This is a genomic window from Actinoplanes sp. CA-142083, from assembly GCF_050942195.1.
Lineage (GTDB): Bacteria > Actinomycetota > Actinomycetes > Mycobacteriales > Micromonosporaceae > Actinoplanes.
Map to the genome: position 1 here is coordinate 129,726 of NZ_CP192076.1, position 16,202 is coordinate 145,927.

Sequence of the window (16,202 nt, forward strand, 5' to 3'; positions counted from 1 at the left end):
CGCTCGATGGCACGATTCACAGGACCTTCTCAGCGCCACGACCGGGTGATCTGTGGGCCCTGCCGCATGTGACGCGGGACATAGGAGCTTTGAGCTGCATCGATGGTTCCGGGAACGGGCGAAAGGGACCGTCGTAATTGTTAAGTTTATTTTCAGATAGACCCAATGCTGTGCGTCAATAGTCGCCTTCCGCCCCCCCGGGGCGAAAGGTGCCTGTTTCGTTCCAGCCAGTACGCTCGATGGATGGAAGCACGCCACGACCTGCGTAAATTCATCACTGAATTAGCCGTCGCAGAGCGTGGTGCCGTGCTTTCATCGGGTCGTGAACATCTCGTGCCGGGCCGCCCCGGCCGAGTGATCGCGCAGTGTGGCGAGATGACGACGGCGAGGCAGGTGCGTACCTCTCTGAATACGGATCGGCGACCCGAAACGGATCGACGAATTGACAATGTGGGGCTCCTCACCCTGGGGGCGGGGATCGAGAGCCCGACACGCACGGGCAGCGACCAGACGGCGGCTGAGGCGTTGCAGGAGGCAGAGACCGAAGTCGGTGCCACCTAAAGGTCGATCGGGAGGCCCTCCCGCGATCGACCAACAAGGTGATCGATATCGGCCTTACGGCCTGAAAGTTAGCCGGTTCGTTCCTGCGCACATGCAGGAGAATCGATGCAGTTGGTGGAAGGATGGAGATCGTGGGAACTGCGTTGGCGGAAATGACAATGCCTCAGATCTCGCCGCTTGCCGGCGAGCCAATTGAACGTGCCGACGCCGAGCGGCTGGCGGGAGTGTTGAAGGCGCTCGCCGATCCGGCCCGGCTGCGGCTGCTGAGCCTCATCCAGTCCGCGACGGACGGCGAGGCGTGCGTCTGCGACCTGACGGCCCCCTTGGGCCTGTCGCAGCCGACCGTGAGCCACCACCTGCGGATCCTGACGGAGGCCGGCCTCCTCGAGCGCGAGAAGCGCGGCGTGTGGGCGTACTACCGCCTCGTGCCGACCGCCATCGCGACCATCGCGGACCTTCTGACCCCGCCGCGTAAGCGGGCCACCAAGAAGGCGCGCTGACCGCTCGCAACCAGCGGGATCGCCTGGCGCCACCCGGTTATGGGGGCGTGGCGCCAGGCAGAATTCCTCCGCCCCTCAGTCCACCCCCGGACCAGAGGAGTTACGGATGAACTACGTTCCGGGTGATCTGCGCGACCAGCTCGCGCACGTGGGCTACGACGTGGTCCAGGCCGGCCTGGTCGTCGGTTCCGGCGGCAACCTGTCCGCGCGGATCCCCGACGAGGACGCGATCTGGGTGACCGCGGCCGGCTCCTGGCTCGATCGGCTCAGCCGGGGCACGTTCGCCTCGGTGCGCGTCGCCGACGGAGAGCCCGCCTCGGTGGGCGCCATGCCTCCGTCACGACTCGAGCCGACCAGCGAGATCGCCCTGCACCTGGCGCTGTACAGGGCACGGCCCGACGTCAACGCCGTCATCCACCTGCACCCGCAGACCGCCCTGCTGCTCGACGCGCTCGGCGAGCACATCCGGATCGTCACCACCGACCACGCCTACTTCCTGCGGCGGGTCTCCACGGTGCCGTTCCGGCTGCCGGGCGGCCCCGAGATCGCGGCCCTCACCGCGGCCATGGCCGCCGACGGGACGGACTGTCTCGTGCTCAGCCACCACGGCTGCGTGGTCATGGGCGATTCGGTCGAGCTGGCCCACAAGCGTGCCCGCAACCTCGAAGAGGCGGCGCAGCTGACTTATCGCGCCCTCGCGGCCGGTCGTCTGGAAAACCTGCGCGACTGCCCGGAGGAGTTCCTGGACCGCTTGTCCGGGTCCGCGGCGATGACCGTCTGAGGTTGTGGACAGCTCCGAAGAAATGTCGTACCCGGCTGCTTAACTGGCCCCGCCCTACCGGGTGGGGGCGGTTCGTGGCGCGGGCGGGGTTTGGCGATTTTTGGCTGCGGGGGCGAGCGTAGAAGCGAACACGCCGGCGGGCTGCCCGCCGGCGTGTGGTGTCTCGGGTCGGTGTGCAAGACCGCAGGGCTCCGCCCCGCACCCCGGCCATCGCTCGGAGATCACGGGCGTATGGGTTGCGGTGGGGGAGTGGGCGAGGAGATCACCCACTCAACAAGGGGTATCGGCCGGCTTTTCAAGCCGGCAAGTGCTAGTGCCTGCGGTGTGAGCGGGGCGGGGTGCGCGGGGTGTCTTCGTCGTCATCGTCGTGGATTGACTCGACTATGCCGGCGATGCTGGCGGCGGCTACCACGCCGATCGCTGCCGAAGGCTCGGGGTCTTGCGACGTGGGAGCGTTTTTCTTGTGCTTTCGCTCGCGGAGCATCTCGATGACGATGGGGAGCAGGGAGATCAGCACGATCAGGACCACTACGGGCAGGATGTAGTGGTCGATCTTGTCGCCGATGGCGTCGTAGATCTGCTGGGCCAGCAGGTGGCCGATGATGAGGATGCCGTCGGTCCATAGGACGGCGCCTACGACGTTCCACACGAAGAACTGGCGGGCCGGCATGCCCAGGGTGCCCGCCACCGGGTTCAGGAAGGTGCGGACGATCGGGATGAAGCGCGCCAGCACCACGGCCTTGGCGGGGCCGAACTTCTCGAAGTAGTACTCCGCCTTCTCCACGTACTCCTTCTTGAAGAGCTTGGAGTCGGGCTTGTCGAACATCCGGCGGCCGTAGCGCGCGCCTAACCAGTGGCCCAGCTGCGCGCCGACGATGGCGGCAATCGGTGCGCCGATCAGCAGGCCCGCGAAGGAGATGCGGGTGTTGTCCCCGAAGATCGAGTCAGCGACGGGCGAGGACGCCACGCCGGCCAGGAACAGCAGCGAGTCGCCGGGGAAGAAGAAGCCGACCAGCAGGCCGGTCTCGGCGAACATGATCGCGATAACGCCGATGAGACCGAACGTGTGAATCAGTTGCGTCGGGTCCATCGGGTTGAGGGCGAGCTGCTCGGTCAGCGCACGGATGTCCACGAGGAGCCAGGGTACCGGCCGTTGGGTAGCCGGTACCTGTACAGCTCCTGTGGAAAAGTTTTCAGAGACGCGGGTCGACCGGCTCCGATTCGGCGGCGAGGATCGCGAACACCAACTCGTGCACCCGCCACAGCGGCGCGCCCTCGGCCAGGCGGTCGAGCGCCGCGAGGCCCAGCCCGTGCTCGCGCAGCGCGAGGCTGCGCTTGCGGCCCAGGTTGCGCTGCCGCAGGCCGGCGAGCTGCTCGGGGCGGGTGTACTCGGGACCGTAGATGATTCGGAGGTACTCCCGGCCGCGGCACTTCACGCCGGGCTGCACGAGCCGGCCCTTGTCGTCGGTGACGGCCAGCCCGGCGTACGGCTTGACCACCATGCCCTCGCCGCCGGTGGCGGTGAGCGACAGCCACCAGTCGATGGCCTCCGCCTCGGCGGCCGGGTCGCTCAGGTCGACCACGATCCGCCGGGTGGTCGTGAAGAGCTGCGGGTCTGCCGCGACCAGGCGGTCCGCCTGCGCCAGGTGCCAGCCATGATCCTTTGACGCGTACGACTCACCCGCGCCGGCCAGCAGGGCAAAAGGCGCCAGCGTGATGCCGGTCAGGCCCTCGGTCGGCTTCACGTAGGACCGGTAGGCCGCGGAGTAGCCGTCGATCTCGGAGGAGCGCAGCTCGATCCGGTCCCGCAGTGCCGCGACGTCCAGACCGCGGGCCGCGACCTGGTCGAGCACCGCGAGGGCGGCCGGCAGCGCGTGCCGGCCGGCCGCGCCGACCCCGGCGTAGCGCTCCCGGATCAGGCCGCCCGCCTTCGCCGACCAGGGCAGCAGTTCGGCGTCGATCAGCAGCCAGTCGGTGCCGAGCTCGTCGAACAGCGGCATGGCGGCGGCCCGGACCCGGGCCAGCAGCGGCTCGTCCAGTGCGGGGCCGAAGAACGGCCGGCCCGTACGCGTCCAGATCGCATCGCCCGCACCCGTACGCGAAACCCGGACAACTGCCCGGGAGCCCATGTGCTTCTCCTCGCACACCACGCGGGAGACCCCGGCCGCGCGCATGTCGGCCAGGGCGGTAGACGGGTGCTCGAGGTAGCCGTCGACCGTCGCGGTCGAGCAGGGCGCCATCGTCGGGGGCAGCCAGACGAGCGTGGCCGGGTCGAGCGCGAACCGGCTCATCACCTCCAGGGCGGCGGCCGCGTTCTCGGCGGCGACGGTCGTCCGGCCGTACGCGTAATCAAGATGACGACGGCCCGTCACGTCCGCGATGTCCAGGCCGTCATCGGGCCTGGCCGGGACGGCCAGAGGTCGCACCGGGGCGTAGTACTCCCGGGCCGCCGGCACCGCCACCAGCTCGCGCGACGGCCAGCGCAGCGCGGTCAGCTCGCCGCCGAAGACGCAGCCGGTGTCGAGGCAGATCGTGTTGTTGATCCACTCCGGCTTGACGGTCGGAGTGTGGCCGTAGACGACCGCGGCCGAGCCCCGGTAGTCGCGCGCCCACGGGTAACGCACCGGCAGGCCGTACTCGTCGGTCTCTCCGGTCGTCTCGCCGTAGAGCGCGAAGCTACGCACCCGGCCGGACGCACGGCCCTGGTAGGCCTCCTTGAGGCCGGCGTGCGCGACCACCAGCTTGCCCTCGTCGAGCACGTAGTGGCTGATCAGGCCTTCGATGAAGGTCTTCACCTCGCCGGCGAACTCCTCGGGTTCGCGCGACAGCTGCTCGAGGGTCTCCGGCAGGCCGTGGGTGAGCTGCACGTTGCGGCCGTTGAGCTTGCGGGCCAGCTTCTGCTCGTGGTTTCCGGGCACGCAGATCGCGGTGCCGGCCGCCACCATGCCCATGACCAGGCGCAGCACGCCCGGGGAGTCGGGACCGCGGTCGACCAGGTCACCAACAAAGATCAAGGTCCGGCCATCCACGTGTACGGCGTTGACAGCGCGACCGGCGTCGTCGCGCACCACGTCATACCCGAGCTTGGCCAGCAGCGCCAACAGCTCGGGCAGGCAGCCGTGCACGTCGCCGACGATGTCGAACGGGCCGGTCAGCTCGCGCTTGTCGTTGAACAGCTTCTCGTAGCGGATCTCGGTGGACGCGATCTCGTCGGGACCACGCAGCACGTGCACCTTGCGGAAGCCCTCGCGGGTCAGCGACCCGAGCGAGCGCCGCAGGTCACGGTGCATGCGGGTGAGCACCTGGCGGCCGAAGGTGCGGTCCGGGCGAGCCTGGGTGCGCTCCCAGGCCAGCGCCTCGGGCACGTCGAGGACGATCGCGACCGGCAGCACGTCGTGCTCCTTGGCGACCTTGACCAGGCCGGCGCGGGCGTGCGGCTGCAGGTTGGTGGCGTCGACGACGGTGAGGCGGCCGGCGGCGAGGCGCTTGCCGGCCACGTAGTGCAGCACGTCGAAGGCCTCGGCCGAGGCGGACTGGTCGTTCTCGTCGTCGGCGACCAGCCCGCGGAAGTAGTCGGAGCTCAGCACCTGCGTGGGCTTGAAATGGGCGCGAGCGAAGGTCGACTTGCCGGATCCGGAGATGCCGACCAGGGCGACGAGCGCGAGCTCGGGTACGTCGATCATGCCGTCACCTCGAAAATTGCCATCTGGGTCGGTGCTCCTGTTACTTCGTGCTCCTCGCCGACCGGGCGGAAGGAAACCGTGTAGCCGTACTGCTCGGCCGTCCTCGCGGACCAGGCCTGGAACTCGGCCCGGGTCCACTCGAAGCGGTGGTCCGAGTGGCGCATGCCGGTCAGGCCCTCGTAATGAACGTTGTATTCGGCGTTCGGCGTGGTCACGACGACCGCGCGCGGCTTCGCGTGGCCGAAGACGCTCGCCTCCAGGGCCGGCAGCCGGGGCGGGTCGACGTGCTCGATGACCTCCATCAGCACGGCGGCGTCGTAGCCGGTCAGCCGGTCGTCGCGGTAGGTGAGCGCCGACTGCCAGAGCTTGATGCGGTCGCGCTGCCGCTCGGGCAGCCGGTCGAGCCGCAGCCGGCGGGCGGCCTGGTCGAGCGCCCGCGACGAGACGTCGCAGCCGACGATCTCGGTGAAGCGACGGTCCTTGACCAGGGCGGTCAGCAGCGCGCCGCCACCGCAGCCCAGATCGAGCACGCGGGCGGCGTCGACGTAGTGGAGCGCCTGGAGCACCGCGGCGCGGCGCTGCTCGGCGAGCGGCGACTTCCGGGCGACCGGAAGCTCGTCCTCTTCCTCCTTCTCCGGCTCGTCGGCTTCCAGGCGCTTGAGCGCGGAGTCGGCCAGGGCGCGCTTGTGCGCGAGGTAGCGGCGGGCGATCAGCACCTTTTCGGGGTGCTCGGCCAGCCAGCCCTCGCCCGAGCGCAGCAGCTTCTCGATCTCGTCGGGGGCGACCCAGTAGTGCTTGGCGTCGTCGAGGACGGGCAGCAGCACGTACAGGTGATTGAGCGCGTCGGCCAGCCGCAGCGTGCCGGAAAGGCGCAGGTCGAGGTAGCGGCTGTCGCCGCCGACCTCCGGCTCCAGCGGGATCGGCTCGGCCGTCACCGCCCAGCCGAGCGGCGTGAACAGGCGGGTGGCCAGGTCGGCGGTGCCGCGCAGCACCGGAACCCGGATCTCCAGCGGAATCGGCTCGGCGGCGAGCTCGGGCCGATCCTTCGAGGCGCCGCGCAGGGCGCTGCGGAAGACCTTGGCCAGCGCGGCGGCGAGCAGGCTGGAGGCCGCGTACGGGCGGTCGTTGACGTACTGACCCAGGTCGAACGCGTCCCGCTGGGCCCGCAACCGCTGCGGGTCGACGTCCAGCAGCAGCGCCGCGGTGCACCTGGCCTCGGTCGCCTCCGGGTACATCACGTACGCCGTGCCGGTGGGCACGTCGAACGAATGCACCTTGCCGGGGTGCTTGACCAGCAGGTAGCCGAGGTCGGTCGCGGGCGCGTGGGTGGTCGTCACGGTGAGCAGCACGCCACCATGATCCAGCGGTCAAAGGTGTTGCGGCGACCGAATTGTCAGCGGTATTCGTCCTCCAGCTCCACGACCCGGTGCTGCTCCTGGGCGTCCCACTCGGGGGTCTCGTCGTCCAGCGTCGTGGCGGGCTCGCCGTCGTTCTCCTCGAGGCGCGCGGTCGTGGCCTGCTCAGCGGCGTCCGCCTCCGGCGTCTCCATGTCGATGTCGTCGGGGTACGTCATGTCGCGCTCCTCTCTCAGTTCGGGTGTCCTCCTCGCCGTTTCCCCTCCAGCATGCGCGCAAACCGGCCAAGTTTCGGGGCGGTTTCCCCTCGTCCGAGCGACTGCGGAATACTGCGGAGAGGAGGACAGCGCGGTCCTGCCCTCTGTCTCGCATTCGCAATTGAGCTAGGAGCGCACCGATGCCCATCGCTTCTCCCGAGGTCTACGCCGAGATGCTCGACCGCGCCAAGGCCGGCGCGTTCGCCTACCCGGCGATCAACGTGACGTCCTCGCAGACCCTCAACGCGGCCCTGCAGGGCTTCACCGAGGCCGGCAGCGACGGCATCATCCAGATCAGCACCGGCGGCGCCGAGTACGTCTCCGGCCCCACGGTGAAGAACATGGTCACCGGTGCGGTCGCGCTCGCCGAGTTCGCGTACGAGGTGGCCAAGAACTACCCGATCAACGTCGCGCTGCACACCGACCACTGCCCCAAGGACAAGCTGGACAAGTACGTCCGGCCGCTGCTCGCGATCTCCAAGGAGCGGGTCGCCAACGGCCGGGCGCCGCTGTTCCAGTCGCACATGTGGGACGGCTCGGCCGTGCCGGTCGACGAGAACCTGCAGATTGCCGAGGCACTGCTCAAGGACGCCGCGGCCGCGCACATCATCCTCGAGATCGAGGTCGGCGTGGTCGGTGGCGAGGAGGACGGCGTCTCCGCCGCGATCGACGACAAGCTGTACTCGACCGTCGAGGACGGCCTGGCCACCGCCGCCGCGCTCGGCCTGGGCGAGAAGGGCCGGTACATGACCGCCCTGACCTTCGGCAACGTGCACGGCGTCTACAAGCCGGGCAACGTCAAGCTGCGCCCCGAGATCCTCAAGGAGATCCAGGACGCGGTCGGCGCCAAGTACGGCAAGGAGAAGCCGTTCGACCTGGTCTTCCACGGCGGTTCCGGCTCGCTGCTCTCCGAGATCCACGGCGCCCTGGACTACGGCGTGGTGAAGATGAACATCGACACCGACACGCAGTACGCGTTCACCCGCCCGGTCGTCGAGCACATGTTCAAGAACTACGACGGTGTTCTGAAGATCGACGGCGAGGTCGGCAACAAGAAGGCGTACGACCCGCGCGCCTGGGGCAAGCTCGCCGAGAACGGCTTGGCCAAGCGCGTCGTCGAGGCCTGCGAGAACCTCCGCTCGACCGGGACCACTCTCTCGAAGTAATCGCTTTCTGTTTTTGCGGAGCGGCCGGTCCCCGAAAGCGGGGACTGGCCGCTTTCGTCTTGGCAGGTTACTCACAGGTATGTGTACGATCGTCCCCCCGACCCTCGGAGGATCATGATCGTGCTCGGTATCGAGGGCTATGAGCCCGCGTGGCACCACGACGCGGAAGCCCTCGCGGCCGTTCACCGCACCAGGTTTGTGCGGCTCATCGGGCGGAAGCTGCGGTCCGGCTGGCTCATGTGGGACATGGCCGAGCGCGGCTGGTTCGCCGACGGCCCGGTGGTCCTCGACTTCGGAATCACCCATGTGGAGATCACTCACCGTAAGTTCGACGAGTGCGCGATCACGTGGGACCAGATCGACCTGAACCAGCCGGTCGACTGGTACGAGCACTTCGACTGGCGGCCCGACCCGCACTCGGCGCTGCGCCACGCCCGCGGCCGGATCCTCCGGGCGGTCAACGTGATCGAGCTGGTCACGGTGGCGGAGTGGCGGCCGCGGATCCTGCACGCGATCGAGTTCCTCTTCGAGGGGGCGCGGCTCGCCATCTACAACGCGATGGACGAGAACGGCCTCACCGACGTCCCCGAGTCGGACCTGCCCGCGACGAGCTGGCGCCGCGTCCACATCGCCTAGCGGGACAGGGCCGCCATCGCGACGTCGAGCGAGTCGGTGACGACGATCAAGTTGGACTGGTCGCCGTGCGGGGACTTCGCGAGCAGCGGGCGTAGCAGGGCCTCGACCGGGAGCTCTCGCCAGTGGTCGACGCCCAGGAAGACGAAGGCGCCGGACGGGCCGTCGGTCTGGTAGAAGGTCTTGGTCGCGGCCTGGAAGATCTCCTGGACGGTGCCGGCCCAGCCGGGGGCGAAGACGATGCCGCCCCGGGAGAGACGCAGGATCGAGTCCTCGCGTACGGCGTTCGAGAAGTACTTGCCGATCTGGCCGGCGAACAGGTTGGCCGGCTCGTGCCCGTACAGCCAAGTGGGCAGCGCCAGACCGCCATGCCGCAGCTTGCCCACCAAGTCGGTCCCCGACGTCGCCGGGGTCGGATAAGCCGCTCGCACGGCGAGCGCCGCGGCCGTGTAGGGGTCATGATCGGCGAAATGCGGCGCGGCCGAGAGCTGGTCGATCGCGGCCGAGAGCTGGCCGGCCGGGCGGGCGGCGAAGTAGGCGCCGAGGTTGGCCGCCTCCATCACGCCGGGGCCGCCGCCGGTCACGATCAGGCGGCCCACCGACGCGAGCCGCCAGGCCAGCGTCGCGGCCATCCGGTAGGCGGCCGAGCCGCGCGGCGCCGCGTGCCCGCCCATGATGCCGACCGCGGCCTTGGCCTGGTGGGTCGCCGACCAGGCGGCGAGGGCCTTGCCGAGCGCGTTGTCGATGCCGGCGTCGTGCAGCCGCTGGGCCAGCGCCTCGCGGATGTCGGGACCGGCCCCGCCGTGCTCGACGAAGTGGTGGTAGACCAGGGTGTCGTACATGCCGGCGAAGCCCTCCTGGGCGAAGCCGAACGACAGGTCCTCGGGGGTGTAGAGGGTGGCCGGATGCGTCGGGTACGGCCGCGCGTCGAACGGCGGCACCAGGTGCGCGCCCCGGCGGATCAGGTCGACCTCCACATCGGGGCCGGCCAGGCGGCAGCCGACGAACAGGGCGCCCTTCACGTCGATGCCGGTGAAGTCGGGCGGGTCCCGATCGAGCCGCAACCCGAGGATCACCAGCCCGGCCAGGGATCGCCGGGCCAGGTGCGAATCGAACTCGCCGCGCGACTCGACCTCGAGCGGGCTGGCGTCGAACGGGATGTCCCCGCCGAGAACGGGGTGCAGTGGATCTCCGGGCACACACGTAGGGTAGCCACCGTGCGAAACGTGGCGGGATCGCTCTATGGCTTGGCGTACGGGGACGCGCTCGGCAAGCCGACCGAGTTCCAGGACTACGCGACGATCGTGGCCGCCTACGGGCCCGGCGGGCCGCGCGAGCTGACCGGGTCGCCGGCGCTGGTCACGGACGACACGCAGATGGCGCTGGCGGTGGGCGAGTCGCTGTTGGCCGCGTCGTCGATCACTCCGGGTGTGCTCGAGCCGCTGCTGCGGCAGGCCTTCCTCGACTGGGCGGCCAGCCCCGACAACAACCGGGCGCCGGGGATGACCTGTTTGCGGGCGTGCGCGGCGCTGTCCGACGGGCGGCCCTGGCAGCAGGCCACCGAGGCCGGGTCGAAGGGCTGCGGTGCGAACATGCGGGTCACGCCGGTTGGGCTGATGCCGGGGCTGAGCGACGATCAACGGGCCGGCGCGGCCCAGCTTCAGGCGGGACTCACGCACGGACATCCGACCGGCCTCGCGGCGAGCGAGCTGACGGCGTACGCGTGCCATTGGCTCAAAGACGGCCTGGACCCGGACGATCTGCTCGCCGCCCTCCAAGATCGCTGCCGCAGGCAGCGCCGCATCTACCGAACTGACTGGCTCGGCGATCTCTGGGAGCGTCCGGGCTTCGACGGGCCCGAGGATTTCATCGCGCACGGATGGGACGAATGCCTCGCGGCGCTGGACCGCGTGGAGAGCGCGCTGGCGGCCGGAGACTTCGCGGGAGATCCGTGCCGCGCGACCGGCGAGGGCTGGATCGCGGAGGAAGCGCTGGCCACGGCCCTGTACTGCTACCTGATCTCGCCGGACGAGCCGGTCGCGGTGATCGGGCGGGGTGCGGCGTCCTCGGGCGACTCCGACTCGATCGCCTGCCTCGCCGGGGCTTTCGCGGGTGCGTCACTCGGGCTCAGAGCATGGCCTTCGGCCTGGCAAACGCAGATTGAGTACGGGGACAGACTCGCTCGCCTGTCCGACGCGTGGGATTGATCCCCCGCCGGGAATTCATGCCCATGCGGCCGGTTGAATGAAGTCATGCAGAATCTGCTTCCCGAGCCGCCGGCCACGCTGCTGCCCGCCGACGCCGAGGCCGAAAACGCGCTGGCCAAGGCCGCCGAGACCGGCACCCCCGAGGCCTACAAGGCGGTTGCGGCCGCCCACCCGGCATTCAGCGGCGGCTGGGCCGCTCTTGCCGCCGACTCGCTCGCGGCCGGCGAGCCCGTCACCGCCTACGCCTATGCCCGCACCGGATACCACCGCGGCCTGGACGCCCTGCGCCGCAACGGGTGGAAGGGCCACGGGCCGGTGCCCTGGTCGCACGTGCCCAACCAGGGCTTCCTGCGCTGCCTGCACAGCCTGTCGCAGGCCGCCGCCGAGATCGGCGAGGCCGACGAGGCGGCCCGCTGCGCCCAATTCCTCCGCGACAGCGACCCGGCCGCGGCCGACGCTCTGACCTGAGTTCGGTAAAGGTCGCCGTCGCGGTTACAGGCCCTCGGCCACCGCGGCGGCGATCTTCAACCAGGCGTCCTTGGTGTTGGGCGACAGCTGGCCGTACCGGATCGGCTCGCCGGAGTCGATGAGCTTCTCGTACGGCGCCATCAGGACCGCCCGGGTGCGAGCCGCGAAATGCCGCTGGATCGCGGGGAGGTCGATGTCCTTGCGGGTCGGCGGCAGCGAGACGACCGTGACGGCCTGGCGCACCAGCCGCTGGCGGCCGCTCTGCTCGAGGTGGTCGAGCATCCGGGCCGCGGTCTCGGCCGAGTCGTTACGCGCCGACATGCTGATCACCAGCTGGTCGGTGGCGTCGGTTGCCGCCTGCCAGTTCTGCGCCCGCACATTGTTACCGGTGTCCACGAAGATCAGCTTGTAGAACCGGCTGACGATCTCGCGGATCTCGCCGAACGCCGCCGCGGTCAGCATCTCGCCGGCGGTCGCGGACTCGTCCGAGGCGAGCACGTCGAACATGCCCTCGCCCTGGGCTCGGACGTACTGCGAGAGGTCGCCGACCCGGCCGTGCGAGCCGCGGAACAGATGCAGGTCGCGCATCATGTCGCGGACCGTGCGGGCGTGGAAGTCCTGCTGGGCGCGCATGCCCAGGGTGCCCTGGGTCTCGTTGTTGTCCCAGGCCAGCACGTACCCGCCGCGCTTCTGCCCGAACGTCATGGCCAGCAGCAGCACGGCGACGGTCTTGCCGGCGCCGCCCTTGGGGTTGACCACGGTGACCTGGCGCAGGCCGCCGAAGTTGCGGCGGACCATCTCGACGTCCTGCTTGTACTCCTGCTCGCGTTTGCCGGGGGCCAGCTTGACCAGGCCCAGCGCGGTCTTGTTGAGCACGGCGCGGGCGCCCATGGTGGCGGTCGGCTCGGCCGGCTTGGCCAGGCGGCGGCGGGCGAACTCCTCGGCGGTGGGGGTGCCGTCGGAGACCCACGGCAGGTCGGCGAACGGATCGGCCGAGGGCTGACCGGGGGTGGGCGCCTGCGGCGGGGCCGGCTGCGCCGGAGCGTGCACCTGCGGCGGGGTCGGCTGTGCGGGGGCGTGCATCTGCGGCGGGGTCGGCTGTGCGGGGGCGTGCATCTGCGGCGGGACCATGGCCGGCGGATACGGGCCGGGCGGGATCGCCGGGTTGTGCTGGCCGGGGTTGTGCTGCGCCGGACTGGGCTGCGGCGGGTATTGCTGCGCCGGGTTCTGGGGCGGGAACGGCTGGGCCGGGTGGGGGTGGCCCTGGTTTGACTGGTCCTGCGGGTGCTGCGCGTGGCCTTGCCGCGCCGGGTTTTGCTGCGGCGCGGCCGGGCGATAGATGGCGCCGTTGGACGGGTCGGGTGCCGGCGACTGCGGGCTTGGGCCGTGCGAAGCCGCGGACTGGGACGCCTGGCCGTGTGGGGCCGCGGACTGCGGCGTCTGGCCATGTGGGGCCGACGACTGCGGCGCCGGGGGCATCTGCTCGGGGCGGACGATGCCGGGCACCGAGGCCGAAGCGGTGGCGCGGGCAGGTGGGGTCTCGCCGGTCGGCGCCTCGGCTGTCGCTCGCTGCGGGGGCTGTGACCAGGGCGAATCCGGGTTGCCGTGCACGCCGGAGCCCGAGGTGGGCATCGCGGACGGGTCATCGGACGGCTCGGCGGAGACCGGCGCGGTGGCCGGGGACGCTGAAGATGTGGGCGGCTCGGCGGTGGCGCGGGGCTCGATATTGGGCCAGGGCTGGCTCGGCGCCGGCGGTTGGAGGGCGGACGCCGGTGCCGCGGACGCGTGCCCGGCGGCCGGCTGCCCGGCGGTCGGCTGGTGCGCGGGTGGCGGGGTGGTCATCGGTGGGCGGGGCGCCGGGATGTGGGTGGCCGGCGGGATGTGCGTCGTCGACGGCGCCGGTGGGATTTGCGGGGCTTGCGGGTATTGCCCGGCCGGTGGCGCGGAGGCGGGTGGCGGGACCGGGATGGCGGGTGGGGGTGGCACGGGGACCGGGCGGTAGACGGGCTGCGGGCCGGTCGTGCCCTGGGGGCCGGGCAGTGGGACGGGGGGCGGCGCCTGATGCGGCACCGGCCGGCCGTGCACGGGTGCCTCCACCTCCTCCTCCCAGAACGGCTCCACGTCCCGGTCGGGCGGCGTGGGGTTCGTCCCTGGGACGTAGACGCGGTCGGCGTGCTCGTCCTCCACGGAAGCGTCCTCCCCGAGATTGTCGTACTTCAGTACTACTTCAGACTCTCACGGTAGGTCTGGCCGCGTACACCGCCCAGGCGCCCGGCTCGGTCCACCAGGAGCGCTTGCGGGTCGTCGATCCGCCGACGCCGTCGTCGAGAAACTGCAGCTCACCGTCGCGCGGCAGGACCGAGACGGCGCGGCCGCGGGCGCGGCGCACCTCGACCTGGACCTTGGTGCCGCGGAAGCGCTGCTTCACCACCTTGGGTATCGCGACGGCCACCTCGACGCGGCCGTCGGTGGGGTCGCCGTCGGTCAGCAGGCGGAAACCGCCGAACTCCGCGTAGCCGCCGCCGTTACCGATCGCGCAGGCCAGGATCGGCTCCTCGCCGTCGGACAGGAGCATGTCGTCGACCTCGACCCGGCCGCGCCACGGCACCGCGCGGCCGTCGTCGTCGGCGCCGCCCAGGAGCGCGCCGTCGACAGTCACCGAGCCGCCGTCGTTGCGCAGCAGGTCGAGGCGGCGCACCTGGCCGGAGAGCACCGCCTCGGCCACGCCGGCGGGGGTGCGCGGAAGGTCGAGCTGGGCCGCGAGGTCGGTGGTGTTGGTCACGTCCAGCGGCAGCAGGGCGACCGCGGGGAGATCGGGAACCGTGCGATCGGACCGCAGATCGGCGGGGCGTTTGCTGGGCGCCGGCGCGTACCGGCGGACGAGCCGTCGCAGGACGGCGCGCAGCTGGCCGTCGACCGCCGTCGCCACCACCAGCCGGGCCTTGCTCTCGGCATCGGGCCAGGTCAGGCCGTCGGGGCGGGGATCGCCGTCGAAGCGCGACAGCACCGCGTCGATCTCCTCGTCGGAGGTGGCGGTGACCGTCTTGACGCGGGCGCCCTTTTCCTTCAGGAGCTCGGCCAGCTGGAGGACCGGGACCCGGGGGGTGTCGCATGCTTCCTTCTCGGCCGCGCCGCAGCCGCCGCAGCTCCCGCCGCAGGCGTCCGCCGGGCCCGCGCCCTCGGCCAGGCTCAGGATGACGACGTCGTACATCAGGCGTCGCCCAGCACCGAGTGACGCTCGATGACCGCCTCGCGGCCGGGGCCGACGCCGACGATCGAGATGCGGGCGCCGAGCCGTTGCTCGACGAACTCGACGAAACGCTGGGCGTCCTTGGGCAGCTCGTCGAAGCTGCGGCAGCCGGAGATGTCCTGCTTCCAGCCCGGGAGCGTCTCGTAGATCGGGATCGCGTGGTGGAAGTCGGTCTGGTTGACCGGCATCTCGTCGTGGCGGACACCGTTCACGTCGTAGGCCACGCAGACTGGAATCTCGTCGAGATCGTCGTAATTGTCCAACTTGGTCAGTGCGAAGTCGGTGACCCCGTTGATCCGCTGCGCGTAGCGGCCGATCACCAGGTCGAGCCAGCCGATGCGGCGCGGCCGGCCGGTGGTCGTGCCGTACTCGTGGCCGACCTCGCGCAGGTAATCGCCGAACTTGTCGTGCAGCTCGGTCGGGAACGGGCCCTCGCCGACCCGGCTGGTGAACGCCTTGAGCACCGCGACCACCCGGTCGATGCGGGTCGGCGGGATGCCGGAGCCGGTGCAGGCGCCGCCGGCCGTCGCGTTGGAGCTGGTCACGAAGGGGTAGGTGCCGTGGTCCACATCGAGCAGCGTGGCCTGACCCGCCTCGCAGAGGACCACCTTGCCGGCGTCGAGCGCCTCGGACAGCTCCAGCGCGGTGTCGCCGACGTAGGGGCGCAGGCGGTCGACGTACGAAAGCAGCTCTTTCACCACGTCTTCGGGCTTCACGGCCTGGCGGTTGTAGATCTTCGAGAGGACCTGGTTTTTGAAGCTCAGGGCCGCCTCGACCTTTTGCCGCAGGATCGACTCGTCGAAGAGATCCTGGATGCGGACGCCCATCCGGTTCATCTTGTCCGCGTACGTCGGGCCGATGCCGCGACCGGTGGTGCCGATCCGGCGTGCGCCGAGGTACCGCTCGCTGACCTTGTCGAGCGAGCGGTTGTACGAGGGGATCACGTGGGCGTTCGCGCTGATGCGCAGCCGCGACGTGTCGATGCCGCGGGCCTCGAGACCGTCGATCTCCTGGAACAGCACCGCGAGGTCGACCACGACGCCGTTGCCGATCACCGGGGTCACGCCCGAGGTCAGGATGCCGCTGGGGAGCAGGTGCAGCGCGTACTTCTCGCCGTTGATCACCACCGTGTGGCCGGCGTTGTTGCCGCCGTTGAACTTGACGACGTAGTCGAGACGGTCGCCCAGCAGGTCAGTGGCCTTGCCCTTGCCCTCGTCGCCCCATTGGGCGCCGACCAACACGATTACCGGCACTTCTTCTCCTGTACACGCCGCGTACTCGGCGATGCCCGGGTACTTCCGAAGTTTACGCGACCGACCTGCGGTGCGACGTGCGGAAGGA

14 protein-coding genes and 1 pseudogene are annotated in these 16,202 nt (G+C 70.4%); 7 read left to right on the forward strand and 8 right to left on the reverse strand.

Annotated features, from left to right (window positions below):
* Positions 1-243 precede the first annotated feature (243 nt).
* The 3 genes from ACQPZX_RS00620 to ACQPZX_RS00630 all read left to right on the forward strand — a co-directional run bounded on the left by ACQPZX_RS00620 (position 244) and on the right by ACQPZX_RS00630 (position 1,842).
* A complete protein-coding gene (locus ACQPZX_RS00620; RefSeq protein ID WP_433372854.1) occupies positions 244-561 on the forward strand; it encodes a hypothetical protein in 318 nt (105 codons plus the stop codon).
* Positions 562-683: 122 nt separating this feature from the next.
* On the forward strand, positions 684-1,061 hold the full coding sequence (locus ACQPZX_RS00625) for an ArsR/SmtB family transcription factor (protein WP_014440216.1): 378 nt from the start codon (positions 684-686) through the stop codon (positions 1,059-1,061).
* Positions 1,062-1,167: 106 nt separating this feature from the next.
* On the forward strand, positions 1,168-1,842 hold the full coding sequence (locus ACQPZX_RS00630; protein ID WP_433372857.1) for a class II aldolase/adducin family protein: 675 nt from the start codon (positions 1,168-1,170) through the stop codon (positions 1,840-1,842).
* Positions 1,843-2,152: 310 nt separating this feature from the next.
* Here ACQPZX_RS00630 and ACQPZX_RS00635 read toward each other — a convergent pair whose 3' ends face one another.
* The 4 genes from ACQPZX_RS00635 to ACQPZX_RS00650 all read right to left on the reverse strand — a co-directional run bounded on the left by ACQPZX_RS00635 (position 2,153) and on the right by ACQPZX_RS00650 (position 7,098).
* Positions 2,153-2,974, reverse strand: coding sequence for a DedA family protein (locus ACQPZX_RS00635; RefSeq protein ID WP_433372860.1), 822 nt, complete (start codon positions 2,972-2,974; stop codon positions 2,153-2,155).
* A gap of 61 nt (positions 2,975-3,035) precedes the next feature.
* The gene (locus ACQPZX_RS00640) at positions 3,036-5,525 is read right to left on the reverse strand and encodes a polynucleotide kinase-phosphatase (RefSeq protein WP_433372862.1); all 2,490 of its coding nucleotides are present in this window, start codon (positions 5,523-5,525) and stop codon (positions 3,036-3,038) included.
* Positions 5,522-6,874, reverse strand: coding sequence for a 3' terminal RNA ribose 2'-O-methyltransferase Hen1 (locus ACQPZX_RS00645; protein WP_433372865.1), 1,353 nt, complete (start codon positions 6,872-6,874; stop codon positions 5,522-5,524). Before ACQPZX_RS00645 ends, ACQPZX_RS00640 begins: the two co-directional genes overlap by 4 nt.
* A 44-nt stretch (positions 6,875-6,918) precedes the next feature.
* Positions 6,919-7,098, reverse strand: a complete 180-nt coding sequence (locus ACQPZX_RS00650) for a hypothetical protein (protein WP_433372868.1) — start codon at positions 7,096-7,098, stop codon at positions 6,919-6,921.
* A gap of 179 nt (positions 7,099-7,277) precedes the next feature.
* Between ACQPZX_RS00650 and fbaA the strand changes: the two genes are divergently transcribed.
* Entirely contained in the window at positions 7,278-8,303 is a 1,026-nt protein-coding gene (fbaA, locus tag ACQPZX_RS00655; RefSeq protein ID WP_433372871.1) for a class II fructose-bisphosphate aldolase, read from the forward strand.
* Between the two features lie 114 nt (positions 8,304-8,417).
* Positions 8,418-8,939, forward strand: coding sequence for a hypothetical protein (locus tag ACQPZX_RS00660; RefSeq protein WP_433372874.1), 522 nt, complete (start codon positions 8,418-8,420; stop codon positions 8,937-8,939).
* Here the strand turns inward: ACQPZX_RS00660 and ACQPZX_RS00665 are convergent.
* A complete protein-coding gene (locus ACQPZX_RS00665; RefSeq protein WP_433372877.1) occupies positions 8,936-10,135 on the reverse strand; it encodes an LOG family protein in 1,200 nt (399 codons plus the stop codon). The genes ACQPZX_RS00660 and ACQPZX_RS00665 overlap by 4 nt on opposite strands.
* Positions 10,136-10,153: 18 nt before the next feature.
* Here ACQPZX_RS00665 and ACQPZX_RS00670 point away from each other — a divergent pair, with 18 nt between their 5' ends.
* Together ACQPZX_RS00670 and ACQPZX_RS00675 are read left to right on the forward strand one after the other, a co-directional pair.
* Positions 10,154-11,143, forward strand: a complete 990-nt coding sequence (locus ACQPZX_RS00670; protein ID WP_433372880.1) for an ADP-ribosylglycohydrolase family protein — start codon at positions 10,154-10,156, stop codon at positions 11,141-11,143.
* A gap of 45 nt (positions 11,144-11,188) precedes the next feature.
* Complete coding sequence (locus tag ACQPZX_RS00675; RefSeq protein ID WP_433372883.1) at positions 11,189-11,611, forward strand: DUF3151 domain-containing protein; 423 nt, start codon at positions 11,189-11,191, stop codon at positions 11,609-11,611.
* 24 nt (positions 11,612-11,635) lie between these two features.
* Here the strand turns inward: ACQPZX_RS00675 and ACQPZX_RS00680 are convergent.
* From ACQPZX_RS00680 to ACQPZX_RS00690, 3 genes and pseudogenes are all read right to left on the reverse strand, one after another.
* Positions 11,636-12,857: pseudogene (locus ACQPZX_RS00680) on the reverse strand (chromosome partitioning protein); the annotation flags it as partial.
* Positions 12,858-13,838: 981 nt separating this feature from the next.
* Complete coding sequence (locus tag ACQPZX_RS00685) at positions 13,839-14,822, reverse strand: hypothetical protein (protein WP_433372886.1); 984 nt, start codon at positions 14,820-14,822, stop codon at positions 13,839-13,841.
* Positions 14,822-16,114, reverse strand: coding sequence for an adenylosuccinate synthase (locus tag ACQPZX_RS00690; RefSeq protein WP_433372888.1), 1,293 nt, complete (start codon positions 16,112-16,114; stop codon positions 14,822-14,824). Before ACQPZX_RS00690 ends, ACQPZX_RS00685 begins: the two co-directional genes overlap by 1 nt.
* Between the last annotated feature and the right edge of the window lie 88 nt (positions 16,115-16,202).